This window comes from Parahoeflea olei (assembly GCF_001703635.1).
Taxonomy (GTDB): Bacteria; Pseudomonadota; Alphaproteobacteria; order Rhizobiales; family Rhizobiaceae; genus Hoeflea; species Hoeflea olei.
In genome coordinates this window covers 570,548-587,293 of the sequence record NZ_LQZT01000001.1, presented here as the reverse complement: position 1 = coordinate 587,293, position 16,746 = coordinate 570,548, and the positions used below count along the sequence as shown (strand labels likewise).

Genomic DNA, 16,746 nt, shown 5'->3' with positions numbered 1-16,746 from the left:
CGCTTTCGACCGGCCTGAAGGTGTTCATGTCGCGCGAGGTGAGGGGCGCGGAAGGGGAAGATCTGGTCGAAAAGCAGAACGCCGAACAGGGACTGATGCCGGTGCTTGAGGATGAGGCGGGCGTCTATGGCTATACCGACGAAAACCGGCACATGACCGAGTGTTTCCGCAAGGGCGAAACGCCGTCGGAGACGTTCCATGACGGCCTGGCCGTCGTCGAGATCCTGATCGGTCTCTATCGTTCGGCCGAGACCGGGCAGACCGTGCATTTCCCTGCGACCGATCTGGACGATTACGTTCCGCCGGTCGCGCGCATTCAAAGCCCAAGCGACTGATGCCGCTCCCTCAATCAGCAGGCCCCGATCTGATGCCCCACATTGCCGCATCCACCCGCATGAAGGCGGAAAGCCTGTCTGTCCCCGGCGTGATCGCAGGACAGCTGGAAACATCGCTCGACGCGTATCTGGCGCTGGGGGACCGGCTGGCGTCGCTCAACCCCGGTCTTGTCGTCACCTGTGCGCGCGGCAGTTCCGACAACGCCGCAACCTATTTCAAGTATCTCGTGGAAATAGGTCTCGGCCTGCCGGTCGCCTCCATCGGGCCGTCGGTGTCGTCGGTCTATGGCGCGCACTGGAAGCTCGAGGGCACGCCGGTCATCGCGATTTCCCAATCCGGTGGCAGCGATGACCTGAAGCTGTTCATGCAGGCGGTGACAGGGGCGGGTGCGCTGGGCATTTCCCTGACGAATGATGTTGCCTCACCGCTGGCCAAGGCCTCGCACACGGTGCTTCCCATGGCGGCCGGGCCGGAACTTGCGGTGGCCGCGACGAAAACCTTCATTGCCTCGCTGGTGGCGCTGGCCGCGATCGTGGCCGGCTGGTCGAAAGACCCCGCGCTGGCCGAGGCGCTGCGTGCGCTGCCCGGCGATCTCGACAGGGCGCTGGGCTGCGACTGGTCGCCTGCGCTTGAGCGCTTCAGCCGTCCGGGCAACGTGTTCGTGACCGCACGCGGTCCCGCGCTCGGCATCGCCAGTGAAGCCGCACTCAAGTTCAAGGAAACCTGCCTGATCCGGGCCGAGGCCTTCAGCGCGGCGGAAATGATCCACGGCCCGCTCGCGCTGTCGGGACCGTCGCTGACGGCGCTGGCGTTTCTCACCGATGAGGCCGGCCGCGAAGGTGTCGAAAACGGCGTGCTGCGGCTGCGCGAAACCGGGTCGACGGTGTTCACGGTGGATCATGAAAAGACCGGCGCGCATGTGCTGCCCTGCGTGAAGACCGCGCACCGGCTCCTTGATCCGATCGCCCAGATTCTCAGCTTCTATCGCTTCGTGGAGGAATTGTCCGTGAGCCTGGGGCTGAACCCGGATGCCCCGCAGCATCTCAACAAGGTGACCGTGACACGATGATCACAAGCGTCTGCGATCTGGGAGGAACGCATTGCCGCATCGGGCAATATGTCGACGGGCATCTCGATACGGCCTCCGTTGCCCGCTTCCGCAACCAGGATCACGCGTCCTTTGCAGCGCTGATGCGGGAGTATCATGCAAGGCCCGGTGTGGCGCCGGCGCAGCGGCTGGTGATCGCGCTTGCAGCCCCGGTCACGGGCGATGTCGTTGCCCTGACAAATCTCGATTGGGTGATCGACCGGCAGGACATCAGCGGCGCGACGGGGGTGGCGGATGTGCACCTCCTCAATGACTTCGAAGCCCTTGGCCACGCGCTGGCGGCTCCCGAGATGCTGCAGTCGCATGCGCTGCAGGCGGGGACGCCGTCCGGCACCGGGACCCGCCTCATCCTCGGGGCGGGGACCGGTTTCAACTGTGCTGCCCGTCTCGCCAACGGGTCCGTGGTGATTTGCGAGGCCGGGCATTCGACCTTCGTGGCCGAAACCGACCTCGATCGCGCGCTCCAGACGCGGATCTCGCACAGGCATGGACGGTGTTCGAACGACCGCGTCCTCTCCGGCTCAGGCCTGGCTGAAATCTACCTGACCCTGTGTGATCTGGAGGGCCGGACGCCGCGGCATGCGTCGAGCCAGCAGATCGTCCCCGCGGCGCTTGCAGAGGATGATGAGCTTGCCTTGCGGTCCTGCCGAGAGTTCGTGCGCATGCTCGGCCGTGCCGCCGGCGATCTGGCGCTGGTCTTCCTGGCGACCGGCGGCGTTCATGTCACGGGCGGAATGGCGAATGCGCTGCGACCCCTGCTCGTGGGTCCCGATGCCGGCTTCCTGCCCGCGTTCAGGGCCAAGGGGCGCATGGCGCCCACCATGGAAGCCTTCCCGGTTCAGCTCGTGCTCGATGACAATGCCGCCCTCCTTGGCTGCCATGAATTCCAGGCAGGGCTGTCGCTTACCGCAGGATAGCCCGCTTCGAGGGGGTGGATTATCGAGCCGAGCCGTCGGGGCACGTCCGTCCTGTTTCCAGGGCGAACCCGGCGCCGTCATCGACTGGAAAGCTGCGTCTCGATGAAGTCTGCGCGCGCCTCCACGCTGGTTCGCGGCAGTTCGATCAGCTGATAGCCGAGACGCGCATAGGTTTCGGCCATGACCCGGGCGGTTGCCTCGGCTTCCTGCCGGTCCTGCTTGCGTTCTGCGTCCTGCGCGAAGATCGCGTCCCAATAGGGCGCGATGAAGACGCGGCTGTTGTAGCGATAGAGGCGCGCCGCCGTTTCCACATGGTCCGGAACAGGCAAGCCGCAGAGCGTGAGATAGCCGACGACATCGGGTATGCCCCGGTCCATCAGCACCGGCCCTTCGAGCGTCGACGCCTCGTGATGGGAGCGCAACTCCCATCCCAGCATCAGTTCGGCGAACATCGCCCTGTCGCCCCAGGGCAGGCTCGATCCGCCTATCCGCACCTGATCCTGGATGATCGCCCGGCCGGCCTCGGGCATGCTGCGATGTCCCCGGCGGACCAGGGCGTCGATCAGACTGGTTTTGCCGGAACCGGGACCACCGGTCACGACGAACATATGGTCACACATGTGCCATCCTCGATTGTGTCTGTTGGGGGGAAGCGCCGATGGCCCGGGCTGAAGCGGGGCCGTGTCGAAGCGCTTGGGAAAGGTTAGCCACCGAAGCCCGCCTTTGCAATGGGCCTAACTCGGCTGCAGGACCTGCCTTGTGGGAGCCCGGACCGGTGCCGGCGTCGCCTACCCGGCCCTTGCCGGCTTCGGTGCATCCTGATGCCCGTGCATGCAGATCAGCGTTTGCTGGCCGATCGCCACCAGCGTTCGCTGACCGGCATCATCGGCGAAGACCTCAAGCTGGCAGATGGTGAGGGTCCGGCCGGCCTTGACCACTTTGCCGACGGCTTCGAGAGCATCGCCGCGCGCCGGATTGAGCAGGTTGATCTTGAACTCGACGGTGAGCACCGAGCTGAGTTCCGGAAACAGCGTGAAGGCCGCATAGCCGCCCGCGGAATCGGCGATTGCCGAGGTTCCGCCGGCGTGGAAATAGCCGTGCTGCTGCGAAAGCTCCGGCCGAAACGGCATCCGGATCGAAACCAGTCCCTGGCGCACCTCGGACAGCGTCGCCCCCAGGTGCCCCATCAGCCCCTGGCGCTGAAAGCTGTCGCGCACCCTCTGTTCCACGCCCGCATCCACGGCGCCGCCGATTTCCGCTTTCATGACACCTCCTGCTTGTCTCCCGTATTCAAGCCTAGTGGTGGATGATGGCGGACCGGAGTGAGAAGCACTGAGCTAAGGCTGAGAATAATTCAGGATTCCGGCCCCCTCTGCGGCGGTCGCGGGCGGGCTGGCAGCGGAAAATGCGCGACAATCCGGGGTGGCGGAAAGCGCACCAGCTCGATACCGATGATATGGCCCCGATAGTCTTCGAACTGCCGCATGGCGGCCCCGAAAGCCGCGTCGGGCTGTCCGTTGCAGGTTGCAAGGGTGATGTGGGGAACCCAGGCGTCCCTCAGGTAATGGGGGTGTACCGGTTCCGCCGAAACGGCTTTTGAGAGACGTTGATGCAACGCAAGCAAGGACTGCGTTGCGACCGGCGCCAGGAACAGATGGGCCGGGCTTCCAGGAAAGGCTCCCACATGGCTGATCCTGACCGCGACCCGTTCGGTCTCCAGACAGGCGAACGAAAGCTTGAAGAGCACCCGCTCGACGGACGCCCCTTCTTCGAGCACTGCCAGCGTGATGTGTGCGGGATAGTCGAGGCGTTCTTCGACATCGGGCGGGCGAAGGGCAGGCTGTCCGCACAACCGGTCGACCTGTGCGGACAGGTTCGCGTCCAGTCGTGCGGTGATCGCCAAGGGCACCGGCCTGCCTGCTCCGTGAAAATGGCTGAAATCCGTGGTGTTCGGGACATCCTGCATGCCGACTGCCGGCAAGCCAGAGAGAAGCGCTCATCCTTGGGTGACGAATTCTCAGCACCGCCGCCCGCCATTCGGTGGCAAGTAGTAAGGGCCCTTTTCCGCTGCGGAGACGGCCTGCCGACGGACCCTTGCATGGACACGACGACACTGACAGCGCTTGCCCTCTACGCCTTCGTGATGACCATCACGCCGGGGCCCAACAACCTGATGCTCACCACCTCGGGCCTGATCTTCGGCATGACGCGAACCTGGCCGCATATTCTCGGCATTCCGTTCGGGGTCGCCGTGCAGCTCGCAGCGGTCGGTGCGGGGCTGGGCGCCGTCTTTGCGCTCGAACCCCGCATCCAGACGGGCCTCAAGCTTGTCGGCACGCTCTACCTGCTCTGGCTCGCTTTCAAACTCTGGCGCGCCGCCGAGGTTTCCGATGCGTCGCTGGCCAAACCGGTTTCCTTCTTTCAGGCCGCGGCCTTCCAGTTCGTCAATCCGAAGGCGTGGCTGATCGCGGTGACCGTCATCGCCGCCTTCATCAAGCCGGGCGAAACCTATGTGGCCCAGCTGCTCCTCACCTCGGTGATGTTCACCGTCATCGGCATTCCCTGCCTGGCGATGTGGGCAGCCTTCGGTGCGGGATTGCGACAGGTCCTGCATGATCCGTCGAAGCTGCTGCTGATCAACCGCACGATGGCCGCGCTCGCCGCGCTGACGGCAGGACTGTTCTGGCTTTGAAACCATGGCCGACGCGGCGCGCGCATGGCCGAATAATCAATGAAGAGGCGCTTTTCGGCGCCGATGCTACGGAGTCTGTGGAATGAAGCCTGTCGAAGCTGCAAGCGAGAACTTCTATAGCTGGGGAGAGGTCTGCTCGGGCTGGCGTTTGCTGGATCTGACGCATTTTCAGGTCCGGCAGGAATCGATGCCGCCGGCATCGGCGGAAGAGCCTCACATGCACCGCCAGGCGCACCAGTTCTTCTACGTTCTGGATGGGCAGATGACGGTGCGCACCCCCGACGGTGCTGTCTGCATGGGACCGGGGCAGGGGCTTCATGTGCCGGCAGGCCAGCCGCACTGGGTGAGAAACGACGGGGCGTCCGACCTCATTTTTGTTCTCTCCTCCAGTCCCGGCACCTCCGGTGACCGCTATCCCGTCGATCCAGCGAGCTGGGCGGCCGGATGATGCGCCCAGGCTCTATCGGGCGCCTCTCCGGGCCGCCCGAGACGGCGCCCAGCCCCCGGCCGCGCTGCCGTGGCCTGGCCGATGTCCATGGCGCAATGGCGCTTCAGCGACCGGTGATCTCCCCGGGCGTCCGTTCAGTCCGGAAACTCGATCTGGTAGATCGCCATCGGTCTCTGTGTGGCAAGGCGGTCATAGAGATGCCGGGCGGCCGTGTTGGTCAGCCCGGTCTCCCAGTAGAGACGGCGCCAGCCTGCTTGCCTGCCCAAAGCGCTCAGATGCTCGATCAGGCAGGTGGCGATCCCCCGGTTCCTGTGGCGGGGCGAAACCCAAAGGTCCTCGAGGCAACAGACGGGGCGGAGCGAAAAGCTGTGCGGGTGGACAATCGTATGGGCCAGTCCCGCGGGCTTTGTGCCGTGAAAGGCGAGCCAGGCATCGATCGGTGAGGAAGGGTCGAGAATTCGCGACCACAGCCCGTCTACCACGGTCTCGCTCATGCCGTCTGCGCCGAAATGCGCGCAGTTTTCACGCCACAGCATTTGCCAGGCCTCTCTGTCCTGCGGGCGCGCGGCTTTGATCGTTGTCGTCACGTCTTCTCTCCGGGCATGGCTTCGGCCGACAACCGGCCGGGTGCATCCGCTGCGATCCCGCCCGAGCGCAGCCAGTCGAGCGCGAGCGGCCAAAGGCTGTCCCTGAACCGGTCGTGGAAAAAGGCGAAATGCCCGATCGCGGGCGCGCCGATCTCGGCCGGTGCGATGCGCCAATGACGCCGGTGGCTTGAGGTGAAGTAGTCGAGCAGCCGGTCGAGGGCCGCCGGGGTCCCGTGCGGATCATCATCGAGGCCGATCGCCAGCACCGGTGCCGTGACGCCGGCAAAGCGTTGCCGGAGCAATTCGGATTCGCGCTCCCCGGCGATGAACCGGTCCTGCCGCAGCGTGTGTTCGAAGCGGGCCGTCATCCGGCTCCAGTCGCGGACCACGCCCGCGGGCGTGTCCTCCATCCAGCCGAGCCGCTTGGCCGGGAAATAGCCGAACAGCCGTGTGAGCAGCGGCATGGCGATGTGCCATTTGACATACATCTGCCGGCGCCGGGCCGCGTCGTAGTCCCGCCAATAGGCGAATTGGGCGCCAACGGTGAGAATGCGCGCGACCTTCCTGCTGGACGGGGCAATGCCGATGGCGAAGCCGCCGATCGAATGGCCGACGACATGAAGCGGCTGTCCGGGAAATGCGTCGAGCGCGTATCTCAACGCGGCCTCGAGGTCCTCAGCGCCCCAATCCACCCAGTCGGCGTGAAAACCGGACAGCCTTTCCGGCCTCGATTCCCCGATGCCCCTGTAATCGAAGGCGATGACGTCGAAGCCGTGGGCAAACAGATAGTCGGCGAAACGGGAGTAATAGCGGCATCTCACGGAGGTGGCCGCGCTGATGACCACGACCGGCCGTGCGGCCGCGCCATCGCCGTGCCGCCACAGGAATCCGCCGAGACGCTGGCCGTCGCCGGCTTCAAGGCACAGCGGCGCCGCCATTGCCGGGCCGTCCCGGTCACCTGATACTGCCGTGCCGTGCTTTGGGCTGATCACGCGCGCGTCCCTGCAAATTTCGCTTCAAGGTTCCGTATTTGTCGGCGCTGAAGGCGGGGATGGTCGAATGAGCATCCCTCCGCATGGCATGAGAACCGTTCAATTGTTTCACCCGGGGTTGCGAGCTCTTTTGGCCAGGAGTTCGAAACCGGACAGGAGACCGCCCATGCATCAGATCGTCAGCCTCCGCGCCTTGCCTCTTACGGCGCAGTCCCACGGGGAGAGTTACGAAGCGCACCTCGCCTCCGTGGCGGCGCCGCTTGGCGCAAAGCTTCTGGGCGCCCGCTATGTCGAGGTGCCTGCGGGCAAGAAGGCCTGGCCTTTCCATTGCCATCACGCCAATGACGAACTGTTTGTCATTCTCGGCGGGACCGGCGTCTTGCGTCATGGCGGAGAGGACTATGAGGTGGCCGCCGGCGACGTGGTCGTCTGCCCCGCGGGCGGGGTCGAAACGGCCCATCAGTTGCGGGCGGGCGCAACAGAACCGCTGCGCTATCTGGCAGTCAGCACGATGAACGAGCCGGATGTGCTCGAATATCCCGACAGCGGCAAAGTCGCGGTTTACGCCGGTGCCGCGCCGGGCGGGGAGAAGGCCGCCCGGCGGCTGGAGCTGACCGTGAAGAAGGATGCCGGCGTCGGATACTGGGAGGGTGAGGAATGATGGCCTCCGCGAAAATCCGCTTCCGACGCTCGGCCGCTGTCCTGCTTGCGGCACTTGCCACCCTGCCTGCTGCCGCGTCGGCGATGGAACTCGAGAGCCCATCCTTCGAGACCGGCGGAACGATCCCTTCGCGGTTCTCGCTGAACACGATGGGCTGCACGGGCGAAAACATCTCTCCGGCCCTGACCTGGACCGATGCGCCAGCGGGCACGAAGAGCTTTGCCGTGACCATGTTCGATCCGGACGCGCCGACAGGAAGCGGCTGGTGGCACTGGGTTCTGGTCAATATTCCTGCGGATGTGACGAGCCTTGGCGAGCGGTCGCAACCGCGCGAAGCGCTGGCGACGAACACGGATTTCGGCATCTCAGGCTATCTCGGGCCATGCCCGCCCGTCGGGGCCGCGCCGCATCGCTACGTGGTGACGGTCTATGCCCTGGATGTCGCCACACTGGAGTTGAACGCGACCTCGCCCGGCGCGATGGCAGGCTTCATGATCAACAGCCACATGCTCGACAAGGCGAGCATCACCGGCTTCTTCGGGCGCTGAAGCGCGGACCGGGAGCACGGCAACGGACGAGGAGGAGACGAACATGGCAGGCTCGCAAGCCGATCCAGCTGACGGTTTGCGGATTCGCCGCCTCTCCTGCGAGGACCTGGCACAGTTCGCTCCACTCCTTTCTGCCTATCGCCTGGAGATGGACCCAAACACGCCACCGGAATCCAGAGAGCTGGAAGCCGCAACCGCCTTGCTCTCCAGTCCGGTGGCGGAGGTCATGGGCGGCTTCCTCGACGAGACGCTCTCGGCCTTGGCGGTGGTCTTCGATCTGCCGGAAGCGATTGCAAACGGGCGGGCGGGACAGCTCGATGACCTCTATGTCGCTCCTCGCGTCCGGGGCCGGCGCTTGGCTCAGCGGATGATCGAGGCCGTCGCCGGGATCGGACGCGCACGCGGGTGGGTCCATCTGAGATGGCTGGTGCCCGAGAACAATGCCGCCGCGCTCCGCACCTACCAGCGCTTCGCCCATCCGGCGCCCTGGAAAAGCTATGTGGTTTGGCCCGGCAATGGCGCCGCCTGAGCCAAGCTGGTTTCGGCCACCTCATACCCCGGTGGGGAGATCGGTCCCGCTTGCCCGGACATAGGCGATCAACCGGCGCCGCAGCTCGCCGCCCCTCAGCGTCGCGATGTTCGGCATGACGATCCGCCGCATGGTCTTGTGCCTGTCTGTTTCGAAGTAGGCGAGAGAGCGGCGGTGGGGATCGGAGCGGAACTCCGGCTTGCGGTAATCCACATTCACGGTGATCAGGCCCGCGCGTAGCGGCATCGACGAGGAAATCCAGACATCCTGCCAGGGGATCGGGTTGCCGCCGAAATGCCGTGCGACGATGAGGCCATCGGCCGTGAAAACATACATCGGACCGCGGCTCCGGCGATATCTGACCAGCCAGGACACGACCATCAACGTCACGGCCATGAGGCAGGACGCGGCAAAGGCAGCCGTTGCGAAGGCCGAAACAGAGCGGGCATCGAAGGCTGCAACCATGAGGGCCAGGGCGCCCGTGGCAAACGGCAGCGCAAAGACGGCCAGCAGCGCGGCGCGCCAGTATGACAGGTAGACGGGAGCGTCGGGCAGGGGTGCAGTCACGGGGTCATCATCCGGGGCTATTGCCGTGTCTCCCGCTCAGCTCACGGCCTGTCTTCTCCGCCTCCGCGAGCATCCATGTCCGGACGTTCCGGATGCGGCGATCGCGCTCAAGGGCTGTGGGATAGCACAGATAGTACGCGGCATTCGCCGGCACTTGGTGGTCGACGATCGGGCTCAGCCTGCCGGCGGCGATGTCGCAGCCGGCAATCTCGATGCCCGCGAAGGTGATCCCGGCGCCATCGATCGCCGCCTTGAGTCCAAGGCTCGAGGAATCGACATAGGTGATCGCGGCCGGCTTCAAGGGGCCGCCCGGCAAGGTCTCGTTCCAGCGCTGGAAGTCGTCGCGCCGATGCTGTGACAGAAACAGGTTGGCCGCGGCGACGGCCTTGCGGATATCGGGCCCGCCGTGGCCCTCCCAATCGGCGGAACGGCCGAGCAGGCTCAGGTTTTCGTCGAACAGGCGATCGCAGAGAACACCGGGCCACTTCCCGGAGCCGTGGCGCACCGCGGCGTCGGCCACGCCGGCGCCCAGATCGACGGCGGCCTGGGTCGTGGAGATCAGCAGTTCGAACCCGGATCTCGCAAACGGATAGGAAGCCATGCGCGGCGACAGCCAGTGGACCGCAAAAGTCGGCAGCATCGACAGGCGCAAGGGCCCAAGCTTGCGCTCATGCTTCAAGGTCCCGACCGCCTCGACGATGCGCGCGAAGCCGATGGTCAGATCCGGGGAAAGCTGTCGTCCGCTTTCGGTCAGTTCGAGGCGCGGGCCGACGCGGCGCATCAATTCCACCCCGAGCAGGTCCTCGAGAATCCGGAGTTGATGGCTGACGGCGGAGGGCGTCACGCCGATCTCCTCGGCCGCATCCTTGATGGACATGTGACGTGCGGCGACCTCGAACGCCCGCAAGGCGTTGAGGGGCACCGTGAGCCGCATGGGGTCGGTCATCGCGCCCTCGCTTTCGCCCCTGTCGCGAGGCGCGCGCGCGTAGGCCCTTCCGGTGGCCCGCTGTCCGGGCGACGAAATCTCAGTCTTTTCTGAAGATTGCTCACTCGCTGTCGGGGCGGTTTCCGGGAATATGGGATGTCTTGCAAAGGTTCCCGACAGCCATGGGCGACATGCTTTCCTTCGATGACCGCGATGGCCTGATCTGGTTCGACGGCGCGCTCGTTCCCTGGCAAGAGGCCCGGCTCCATGTCATGACGCATTCGCTGCATGCCGGCGGGGCGGTGTTCGAGGGGATCCGCGCCTATGACGGCAAGATCTTTCGTGCCCATGACCATATCGCCCGGCTGCAACGCTCGGCGGAGATCCTCGGCTACAGGCTGCCGAACGCCGCCCTTGAACTCGTCAAGGCGTGCGAAGCCGTGATCTGGGCCAACGAACTCGGAGACGCCTATCTCCGCCCGATTGCCTGGCGCGGCAGCGAAAGCGTGACTGTGGCTGCCTCGAACGCGACGATTCATGTGGCCATCGCCGCCTGGGACTGGCCGACCCCGCCCGACCGGGGCGAGAGCGCTGCGGGCATGCGCCTGGCGCTGTCGTGCTGGAGGCGGCCGCGTGCCGACACGGCGCCGACGGCTTCCAAATGCTCCGGCCTCTACATGATCGGCACGCTCGCACGGCATGCCGCGAATGCGCAGGGCTTCGACGATGCCCTGCTGCTCGATCTCGACGGACATGTCGCCGAAACGACCGCGGCCAATATCGTGATGGTCACGGGCGGCACGCTCGTCTCCCCGCGAGCGGACTGCTTTCTTGACAGCATCACCAAGCGTCACGTCTTCGAGCTTGCCCGACAGGGCGGCCTCGCGGTCGAAGAGCGCACAGTTTCCCTCAAGGAGTTGTGTGCCGCCGACGAAGTCTTCGTGGTGGGAACCGCAGTCGAAATCCGGCCCGTCATCGAACTGGCAGGCCCGGAGCTTCAGGCCCGCTGGTCCGTGGGACCATGCACGCGCGGCCTTGTCGCCGCGTTTCACGCCTCCGTCCGCGGAAAAGATCCCGTTCAGGCACAAGGCTGTCTGGTCGAGGCAGAATAGCAATGGATCTTTCATGGAATATGGCTTCGGGCAAAGAAATCGTCTCTTGGCCATGAATGATATTGGACGGGACACTTTTCGTAAAATATAAAAGCGTCATGTGACACTATCGGGCTCTGCCAATGCGTCTGCAATCACCCTGGGAGCCACGGCTCGCCGAAGGCAGCGAGTCGCCCTGCGGCCGGCTCGTCGCCGCCTTGTCGGAAGACATCATCGCCGGCCACCTGGATGCCGGCGACAGGCTGCCCGCGCACCGCGATCTCGCCTGGCGTCTCGGCTTGGGACTGGGCACGGTCACCAAGGCTTACGGAATTCTCGAACGGCGCGGCCTGCTGCGCTCCGTCAAGGGCCGCGGCACCTTCGTGGCGGTGACCGAGGCCCGCAGGGGGCCGGCCATCGATCTGTCGCGAAACGCACCGCCCGCCGTCATCAGCGAGAGGCTTCTGTCGCAGTCCCTCACCGCGATCGCCAGGCGTATCGATGCGGATGTGTTCAACACCTATCCGCCGGTGACGGGGCATGCACGATTTCGCAACGAGCTGGCGCGATGGTTTCACCGCCTCGGCATGGAGGCCGATCCCCGGTGCCTGCTGCTGACCGGCGGCGCCCAGCATGCCCTGTCGGTGAGCCTCTCAACCCTGTGTGGTCCCGGCGGGACGCTGTTCTTGGAAGAGCAGACCTATCCCGGTGCCCTCAGCGTGTCCCGCCATCTCGGCGTGCGGGTGGTGTCGGTGGACATGGACGAGCAAGGAATGCTGCCCGACCGGCTCGAAGGGGCGGTGGTCGCTGCAGGCAAGGGCCGGTCCGCGGTCTATCTCACGCCGACGATGCAGAACCCGACCACGAGTTCGATGAGTAGGGCGAGGCGCGAGGCGATCGCGGAGATCTGCCGCACGCATGACGTCGTCGTGATCGAGGACGTCGTCTACTCGCTGTCGCCCGACCCCGACTATCCCCAAATCGCCAGCCTCGCGCCTGAGCATGTCTTCTACATCAACAGCCTTTCGAAAACCCTCAATCCGGCCCTGCGGATTGGCGGTCTCGTGGTTCCGCCAGCCTGGCTCGAGCGGGCGGAGGCCGCAGTGCATGCCAGCGGGCTGATGATCAGTCCCTTGAGTTGCTCGGTCATGGAACAATGGCTGCTCGACGGAACCGCCGATGCCATCAGTGCCGCCATACAGGAAGAAGCCAATCGCCGCCGTGCGCTGGCAACGGACCTGCTGGGCGAGGCCGTGCGCCGGCCGATCCATGTCGGCTATCATCTGTGGATGCCGATGGGCCGCGCCCATGCCGAGGCGGTGCATACGGCGGCGAAGGCGCTCGGAATCCTGCTCACGCCGCCATCTTCCACCTGCGCCGGCGGAAGCGGCTCGGGGATCCGGCTGTGCATCGGCGCTCCCTCCGCGGAGGATCTCGAACAGGCGCTTGCCGCGCTCAAGAACATCGTCGACCGGCTGGGGACCTCGCCCGGGCCGGAGCGATGGATGGCGCGTTAGCTCCAACGGAGCTTTTGCGCACGCAAGCGGCGCTGCGCTATCGCACGGCCCTCCGGCTGGTCCAGGATCGGCGCAGCGACGGCCAGAAATACCAGGCCACCGATGCAATGACGATTGAGCCGCCGGAAACCGCGCCGCGTCCGGGATCTTCGGCAAAGGCCATCCAGACCCAGAGCGGACCGAGCACGACGTCCAGCAGGGCGATCAGCGCCGATTCCGACGATGCGACGTGACGCCCGCCGGCGAGAAACAGCAGAAATGCGAGCGCGGTGGTGAGAAGCGCGAGCAGGAAGATCAACACAAGCGCGTCGATTTCGGGCAGCCGGCCCGATGAGAAGGGAAATACCGCGGCCGCGCACAGGGCGGCTCCAGCGGCGTTGACATGGACGATGTTGAGGCTGCGCTGGCGGCGCGTGACGATGAGCAGCGCGCCGAAGCTCACGGTCATGGCAAAGGCCAGCATGTTGCCGGCAATGTCGGTTGCCGTCAGGGAGGTGCCTGCGACCAGCCCGATCCCCGCCAGGGACAGCGTGCTCGCCACCAGCAGGCGACGCGATGCCACTTCGCGCCCGATCGTCCAGGCAAGGGCGGCCGTGACGAAGGGGAGGGTCGCATAGATGATCAGGACATTGGCAACGGTCGTCAGCGTCAGCGCGGCGATATAGCAGAACATCGCGGCCGCCGAGAGGCCGGCGGCCAGGCATCCGGGCCATCCGAACCGGGTTGCTTCTCCCGGTCGCGCAAGCGCAATCGCGATCAGGCAAAGGCCTGCGAAGACCGAGCGCCAGAAGACCAGATCCCACAGGCCAAGATCGATCGCCCGCACGAACAGCCCCGCGAGGCTCCACAATGCGGTCCCTGCCGTCACCAGCAACACCCCGTAGAGACGCCGTTCACCCATGCCGTTCACTCCCTTAAGACGACCGGTCTACTTAACCGGTTGACGAGCTAAGACGATCGGTCTAATTTTGTCAAATGGGTCGACGGAACACGCGTGAAATTCTGCTCAATGAAGGGATCAATGCCTTCATGGCGAAAGGCTATGAGGGGATCGGCATCCAGCAGATCCTGTCTGCCGTGGGTGTTCCCAAAGGCTCGTTCTACAATTTCTTCGATAGCAAGGAGGGGTTCGCGCTGGAGGTCCTGGACGCCTACGGCAGGTCCTATTCAGGCTTCGTGGCGGGTCACATGGCGGGGGAAGCCGATCCGCTTGACCGGCTGCGCGCCTATTTTGCCGCGCTCGAAGACGAAATGGCGGAAGCCGGCCCCGCCGCGGGTTGCCTGTATGGAGTCCTGTCCCAGACCAGCGCCCCCCACAGCGACATCCTCCGCGACCGGCTGAAATCGGCGTTCGCGACCTGGCGGGACAATCTCACGCAGTTGTTGTCGGAAGCCCGGGAGCGGGGGCAATTGCGTCACACTGCGGATGTTTCCGGCCTCGCCGATGCGATCATCGACGGGTATGAAGGCGCGCTTCTGAGGATGCGCGCGGAAGGCGACATCGCGCCGGTTGCCCGCTTCCGGCAGATCACGCTGGAGGCGCTGCTGGCCGCTGCCGCGCCTCAGAAATAGATCCAGCTCAGGCCAAGTCCCACGGCGATGATGATGGCGCGCAGGATCCTCGGGTTGATCCAGCGCGCGAATCGGGCTCCCAGATAGCCGCCAGCGACGGCGCCGGCGAGTACCGCCGCGCCCGGCCCCCAGGCGATGATCCCGGTCACGATGAAGACCGCGACCGCGAGACTGGACACGATCGTCGCCAATGCATTCTTGACGGCATTGGCTTCGTTCACATCGCTGAGCCCGATCAGCGTCAGGACGGCCATCAGCAGGATACCGAGACCCGCACCGAAATAGCCGCCATAGATCGCAACCAAGAGATCGATGAGGAAGATGACCGGCTTCGGCAATGTCCCGGAGCCGGTCGGCGCAATCCAGGAGCGCAGTCTCGGGCCGATCGCAAACAACACCGTCGCAGCCAGCAACAGCCACGGAATGAGTTGACGGAACAGGCCGTTGCCGGTCACCGAGAGCAGCCAGGCACCGATCAACGATCCGAGCACGAAAGCCGGCGCGGCGGATTTCAGTCGCCCTGCATGGCGGCGCAGTTCCTCCCGGTAACCGAACAGGCTGGTTGCGTGTCCGGGCCAGATGGAAATCGCGCTGGTGGCATTGGCGGCGACCGGAGGGACGCCGGCCGCAAGCAGCGCGGGGAAGGTGAAGAACGTTCCGCCGCCGGCAACCGCGTTGCAGGCGCCGCCCACCAGGCCTGCGCCGATCAGAAGGGCGAGTGTGGTTGCATCCATGTCCGGGTCAGCTCCGCTTTTCGAAGGCCAGCCGCAGGCCGAAGGCGATCAGGACGGAACCGGTCATGCCATCGATCCCGCGCGTGAACAGACGGCGCCTGAAAAGGCGCGTGAAAGGCCGCGTCGCGGCGGTGATGGCGGCAAACCAGACGAGCCCCATGACGGCATGGATCGCCGCCAGGGCGATGCCGAAGGCCACGACGGGGACATCGGGGGGAATGAACTGCGGCAGGAAGCTCACGTAAAACACCCCGACCTTCGGGTTGAGGAGGTTGGTCATCAGCCCGCGCCAGAACCAGTTGACGGCCGGGGCGGCGGAGCGTTCCGCCGGTTCGCCGGCAGGCATTGCGCCGTCTTTCGTGCTCCCGCGCACCGCGGCCAGCAGCATCCGCGACCCGAGCCATATGATGTAGCCCGCTCCGAGATACTGAACGATCCGGTAGCCGGTCTCCGACAGGGTGAGAACCGCGCCGAGGCCCGCCGATGCGAGCAGCCCCCAGCCAAGAACGCCGGCCACGACCCCTGCACCGGCCTGCATGGCATGCCGGCCGCCGTCCACGGCGGCGGTGCGCAACACCAGCGCGGTGTCCAGGCCGGGTGTGATCGTCAAAAGCGCAGCGGCGATCGAGAAGGCGATGACTGCGGAAAGCGGGTCCATCCTAACGCCTCAGTCCGGCATGGAACGCGGCCAGCAACTGGCGCCCCTGGCCCCAGGCGCCGAGGCCACTGGTCCCGTTGATATGGCCGCAGGCGCCGATGTCGATCAGGCCAACGTCCCAGGCCTGCGCGCAGGACCGGACATAAGCCGGCGCGGCATAGGGGTCGTCGGAACTCGCAACGATGAGGGCCGGGAACGGCAGCGGCCGTCGCGGCGGATCCGCGAAGCTTGACGCTGCCGCGGGAAACGCGGCGGAGCCGGGATCGGGTACAGCCACCAGGAATGCGCCGCCGATGCGGTCTGCGATGCGCTCGGCGGCATGAACGACGAGCAGGCAGGCGAGGCTGTGCGCGACCAGAACAGGCCGCGGCCCGGACTGGTCGATGTGCCGCTCCAGCGCGGTCAGCCAGTCGGCAAGGTCCGGCGCATCCCAGTCGGATGGGCGGAACCGGGCGAAGCCCGGATCTGCGGCCTCCCACAGGGTCTGCCAATGCGTTTCGCCGGAGCCGCCGATCCCCGGCAGCGTGAGGAATGAGGTCATCGATCCATCTCCCCCTGTCCGCCGAGGTTGAGGGGCATGGCATCCTGGCCGCCGGAACGCTGCTTGGCGACCGTCGCTCTACCGCGGGGCCTGACGCGGCTGGCCGCCCCCGTGCTCCCCCGACGGATTCCGGCGCTGCCGATGCCGGCCTGCAAGCGATTGGTTGTCATCCTGATCATCCCCGCTCTCGATCCTCGGGATCATAAGGGGCCGAGGGTGCCGCCAAATTGAAGTCATCTCAACTGACCTGCAGTATTTCTCATGTCTGCTGCTCTGGGATAGGCAGTTGGAAGCGGTTAGCAAGGGGGATGTGTGTACTCCCA

The 16,746-nt window shown here is 65.6% G+C and carries 21 protein-coding genes and 1 pseudogene; 11 read left to right on the top strand and 11 right to left on the bottom strand.

Annotated elements, in window-relative coordinates; translation table 11 throughout:
• The 3 genes and pseudogenes from AWJ14_RS22660 to AWJ14_RS02700 all read left to right on the top strand — a co-directional run.
• Positions 1–335, top strand: a pseudogene (locus AWJ14_RS22660) (gfo/Idh/MocA family oxidoreductase); the annotation flags it as partial.
• A gap of 32 nt (positions 336–367) precedes the next feature.
• Positions 368–1,405 (top strand): SIS domain-containing protein, encoded by a 1,038-nt coding sequence (locus tag AWJ14_RS02705; RefSeq protein ID WP_171904803.1) that lies wholly within the window; start codon positions 368–370, stop codon positions 1,403–1,405.
• Positions 1,402–2,361: a glucokinase gene (locus AWJ14_RS02700; protein ID WP_066174554.1), complete on the top strand. Its 960-nt coding sequence runs from the start codon at positions 1,402–1,404 to the stop codon at positions 2,359–2,361. Before AWJ14_RS02705 ends, AWJ14_RS02700 begins: the two co-directional genes overlap by 4 nt.
• A gap of 77 nt (positions 2,362–2,438) precedes the next feature.
• Here the strand turns inward: AWJ14_RS02700 and AWJ14_RS02695 are convergent, their stop codons facing one another.
• The 3 genes from AWJ14_RS02695 to AWJ14_RS02685 form a co-directional block, all read right to left on the bottom strand.
• Positions 2,439–2,981, bottom strand: coding sequence for an AAA family ATPase (locus AWJ14_RS02695; protein WP_066174551.1), 543 nt, complete (start codon positions 2,979–2,981; stop codon positions 2,439–2,441).
• Between the two features lie 168 nt (positions 2,982–3,149).
• Positions 3,150–3,626 (bottom strand): PaaI family thioesterase, encoded by a 477-nt coding sequence (locus AWJ14_RS02690; protein WP_066174548.1) that lies wholly within the window; start codon positions 3,624–3,626, stop codon positions 3,150–3,152.
• Between the two features lie 89 nt (positions 3,627–3,715).
• A complete protein-coding gene (locus AWJ14_RS02685; protein ID WP_066174545.1) occupies positions 3,716–4,327 on the bottom strand; it encodes a 2'-5' RNA ligase family protein in 612 nt (203 codons plus the stop codon).
• Between the two features lie 132 nt (positions 4,328–4,459).
• Between AWJ14_RS02685 and AWJ14_RS02680 the strand changes: the two genes are divergently transcribed.
• Positions 4,460–5,053 carry a LysE family translocator gene (locus AWJ14_RS02680; protein ID WP_066174542.1) on the top strand — a complete coding sequence of 198 codons (594 nt, stop codon included), beginning with the start codon at positions 4,460–4,462 and terminating at the stop codon, positions 5,051–5,053.
• Positions 5,054–5,135: 82 nt separating this feature from the next.
• Positions 5,136–5,501, top strand: coding sequence for a cupin domain-containing protein (locus AWJ14_RS02675; protein ID WP_066174540.1), 366 nt, complete (start codon positions 5,136–5,138; stop codon positions 5,499–5,501).
• A gap of 134 nt (positions 5,502–5,635) precedes the next feature.
• On the opposite strand, the gene AWJ14_RS02670 is transcribed toward AWJ14_RS02675, so the two are convergent.
• On the bottom strand, positions 5,636–6,088 hold the full coding sequence (locus AWJ14_RS02670; protein ID WP_083219964.1) for a GNAT family N-acetyltransferase: 453 nt from the start codon (positions 6,086–6,088) through the stop codon (positions 5,636–5,638).
• Positions 6,085–7,080 (bottom strand): alpha/beta hydrolase family protein, encoded by a 996-nt coding sequence (locus tag AWJ14_RS02665; protein WP_245304102.1) that lies wholly within the window; start codon positions 7,078–7,080, stop codon positions 6,085–6,087. The genes AWJ14_RS02670 and AWJ14_RS02665 overlap by 4 nt, the downstream gene beginning before the upstream one ends.
• Before the next feature lie 166 nt (positions 7,081–7,246).
• On the opposite strand from AWJ14_RS02665, the gene AWJ14_RS02660 reads away from it, so the two are divergent.
• The 3 genes from AWJ14_RS02660 to AWJ14_RS02650 are packed head-to-tail and all read left to right on the top strand — an operon-like array spanning position 7,247 to position 8,818.
• Complete coding sequence (locus AWJ14_RS02660) at positions 7,247–7,741, top strand: cupin domain-containing protein (RefSeq protein ID WP_066174536.1); 495 nt, start codon at positions 7,247–7,249, stop codon at positions 7,739–7,741.
• Positions 7,738–8,289 carry a YbhB/YbcL family Raf kinase inhibitor-like protein gene (locus AWJ14_RS02655; RefSeq protein ID WP_245304101.1) on the top strand — a complete coding sequence of 184 codons (552 nt, stop codon included), beginning with the start codon at positions 7,738–7,740 and terminating at the stop codon, positions 8,287–8,289. Before AWJ14_RS02660 ends, AWJ14_RS02655 begins: the two co-directional genes overlap by 4 nt.
• A 43-nt stretch (positions 8,290–8,332) precedes the next feature.
• Positions 8,333–8,818: a GNAT family N-acetyltransferase gene (locus tag AWJ14_RS02650; protein WP_066174533.1), complete on the top strand. Its 486-nt coding sequence runs from the start codon at positions 8,333–8,335 to the stop codon at positions 8,816–8,818.
• Positions 8,819–8,839: 21 nt separating this feature from the next.
• Here AWJ14_RS02650 and AWJ14_RS02645 read toward each other — a convergent pair whose 3' ends face one another.
• Entirely contained in the window at positions 8,840–9,385 is a 546-nt protein-coding gene (locus AWJ14_RS02645; RefSeq protein WP_066174530.1) for a hypothetical protein, read from the bottom strand.
• A 7-nt stretch (positions 9,386–9,392) separates the two neighbouring features.
• The gene (locus AWJ14_RS02640) at positions 9,393–10,331 is read right to left on the bottom strand and encodes a LysR substrate-binding domain-containing protein (RefSeq protein WP_083219963.1); all 939 of its coding nucleotides are present in this window, start codon (positions 10,329–10,331) and stop codon (positions 9,393–9,395) included.
• A 161-nt stretch (positions 10,332–10,492) separates the two neighbouring features.
• Here AWJ14_RS02640 and AWJ14_RS02635 point away from each other — a divergent pair, with 161 nt between their 5' ends.
• Positions 10,493–11,422 (top strand): branched-chain amino acid transaminase, encoded by a 930-nt coding sequence (locus AWJ14_RS02635; protein WP_245304100.1) that lies wholly within the window; start codon positions 10,493–10,495, stop codon positions 11,420–11,422.
• 122 nt (positions 11,423–11,544) lie between these two features.
• Positions 11,545–12,918 carry an aminotransferase-like domain-containing protein gene (locus tag AWJ14_RS02630; RefSeq protein WP_066174527.1) on the top strand — a complete coding sequence of 458 codons (1,374 nt, stop codon included), beginning with the start codon at positions 11,545–11,547 and terminating at the stop codon, positions 12,916–12,918.
• 37 nt (positions 12,919–12,955) lie between these two features.
• Here AWJ14_RS02630 and AWJ14_RS02625 read toward each other — a convergent pair whose 3' ends face one another.
• A complete protein-coding gene (locus AWJ14_RS02625) occupies positions 12,956–13,819 on the bottom strand; it encodes a DMT family transporter (protein ID WP_066174524.1) in 864 nt (287 codons plus the stop codon).
• A gap of 74 nt (positions 13,820–13,893) precedes the next feature.
• Between AWJ14_RS02625 and AWJ14_RS02620 the strand changes: the two genes are divergently transcribed.
• Positions 13,894–14,490, top strand: coding sequence for a TetR/AcrR family transcriptional regulator (locus AWJ14_RS02620; RefSeq protein ID WP_066174522.1), 597 nt, complete (start codon positions 13,894–13,896; stop codon positions 14,488–14,490).
• Here the strand turns inward: AWJ14_RS02620 and AWJ14_RS02615 are convergent.
• Genes AWJ14_RS02615 through AWJ14_RS02605 form a run of 3 tightly spaced genes read right to left on the bottom strand, consistent with a single transcriptional unit; the run spans position 14,481 to position 16,423 of the window.
• On the bottom strand, positions 14,481–15,224 hold the full coding sequence (locus AWJ14_RS02615) for a sulfite exporter TauE/SafE family protein (RefSeq protein WP_066174519.1): 744 nt from the start codon (positions 15,222–15,224) through the stop codon (positions 14,481–14,483). The two genes, AWJ14_RS02620 and AWJ14_RS02615, sit on opposite strands and share 10 nt — an antisense overlap.
• 7 nt (positions 15,225–15,231) lie before the next feature.
• Positions 15,232–15,882: a LysE family translocator gene (locus AWJ14_RS02610; protein WP_066174516.1), complete on the bottom strand. Its 651-nt coding sequence runs from the start codon at positions 15,880–15,882 to the stop codon at positions 15,232–15,234.
• A gap of 1 nt (position 15,883) precedes the next feature.
• Positions 15,884–16,423 carry an RBBP9/YdeN family alpha/beta hydrolase gene (locus AWJ14_RS02605; protein ID WP_066174513.1) on the bottom strand — a complete coding sequence of 180 codons (540 nt, stop codon included), beginning with the start codon at positions 16,421–16,423 and terminating at the stop codon, positions 15,884–15,886.
• Positions 16,424–16,746 lie beyond the last annotated feature (323 nt).

Excerpts from the sequence above, each read along its gene's own strand:
- AWJ14_RS02705 (WP_171904803.1), top strand. The coding sequence starts at position 368 with ATGCCCCACATTGCCGCATCCACCCGCATGAAGGCGGAAAGCCTGTCT.
- AWJ14_RS02700 (WP_066174554.1), top strand. The coding sequence starts at position 1,402 with ATGATCACAAGCGTCTGCGATCTGGGAGGAACGCATTGCCGCATCGGG.
- AWJ14_RS02695 (WP_066174551.1), bottom strand. The coding sequence starts at position 2,981 with ATGTGTGACCATATGTTCGTCGTGACCGGTGGTCCCGGTTCCGGCAAA.
- AWJ14_RS02690 (WP_066174548.1), bottom strand. The coding sequence starts at position 3,626 with ATGAAAGCGGAAATCGGCGGCGCCGTGGATGCGGGCGTGGAACAGAGG.
- AWJ14_RS02685 (WP_066174545.1), bottom strand. The coding sequence starts at position 4,327 with ATGCAGGATGTCCCGAACACCACGGATTTCAGCCATTTTCACGGAGCA.
- AWJ14_RS02680 (WP_066174542.1), top strand. The coding sequence starts at position 4,460 with ATGGACACGACGACACTGACAGCGCTTGCCCTCTACGCCTTCGTGATG.
- AWJ14_RS02675 (WP_066174540.1), top strand. The coding sequence starts at position 5,136 with ATGAAGCCTGTCGAAGCTGCAAGCGAGAACTTCTATAGCTGGGGAGAG.
- AWJ14_RS02660 (WP_066174536.1), top strand. The coding sequence starts at position 7,247 with ATGCATCAGATCGTCAGCCTCCGCGCCTTGCCTCTTACGGCGCAGTCC.
- AWJ14_RS02655 (WP_245304101.1), top strand. The coding sequence starts at position 7,738 with ATGATGGCCTCCGCGAAAATCCGCTTCCGACGCTCGGCCGCTGTCCTG.
- AWJ14_RS02650 (WP_066174533.1), top strand. The coding sequence starts at position 8,333 with ATGGCAGGCTCGCAAGCCGATCCAGCTGACGGTTTGCGGATTCGCCGC.
- AWJ14_RS02640 (WP_083219963.1), bottom strand. The coding sequence starts at position 10,331 with ATGACCGACCCCATGCGGCTCACGGTGCCCCTCAACGCCTTGCGGGCG.
- AWJ14_RS02635 (WP_245304100.1), top strand. The coding sequence starts at position 10,493 with ATGGGCGACATGCTTTCCTTCGATGACCGCGATGGCCTGATCTGGTTC.
- AWJ14_RS02630 (WP_066174527.1), top strand. The coding sequence starts at position 11,545 with ATGCGTCTGCAATCACCCTGGGAGCCACGGCTCGCCGAAGGCAGCGAG.
- AWJ14_RS02625 (WP_066174524.1), bottom strand. The coding sequence starts at position 13,819 with ATGGGTGAACGGCGTCTCTACGGGGTGTTGCTGGTGACGGCAGGGACC.
- AWJ14_RS02620 (WP_066174522.1), top strand. The coding sequence starts at position 13,894 with ATGGGTCGACGGAACACGCGTGAAATTCTGCTCAATGAAGGGATCAAT.
- AWJ14_RS02615 (WP_066174519.1), bottom strand. The coding sequence starts at position 15,224 with ATGGATGCAACCACACTCGCCCTTCTGATCGGCGCAGGCCTGGTGGGC.
- AWJ14_RS02610 (WP_066174516.1), bottom strand. The coding sequence starts at position 15,882 with ATGGACCCGCTTTCCGCAGTCATCGCCTTCTCGATCGCCGCTGCGCTT.
- AWJ14_RS02605 (WP_066174513.1), bottom strand. The coding sequence starts at position 16,423 with ATGACCTCATTCCTCACGCTGCCGGGGATCGGCGGCTCCGGCGAAACG.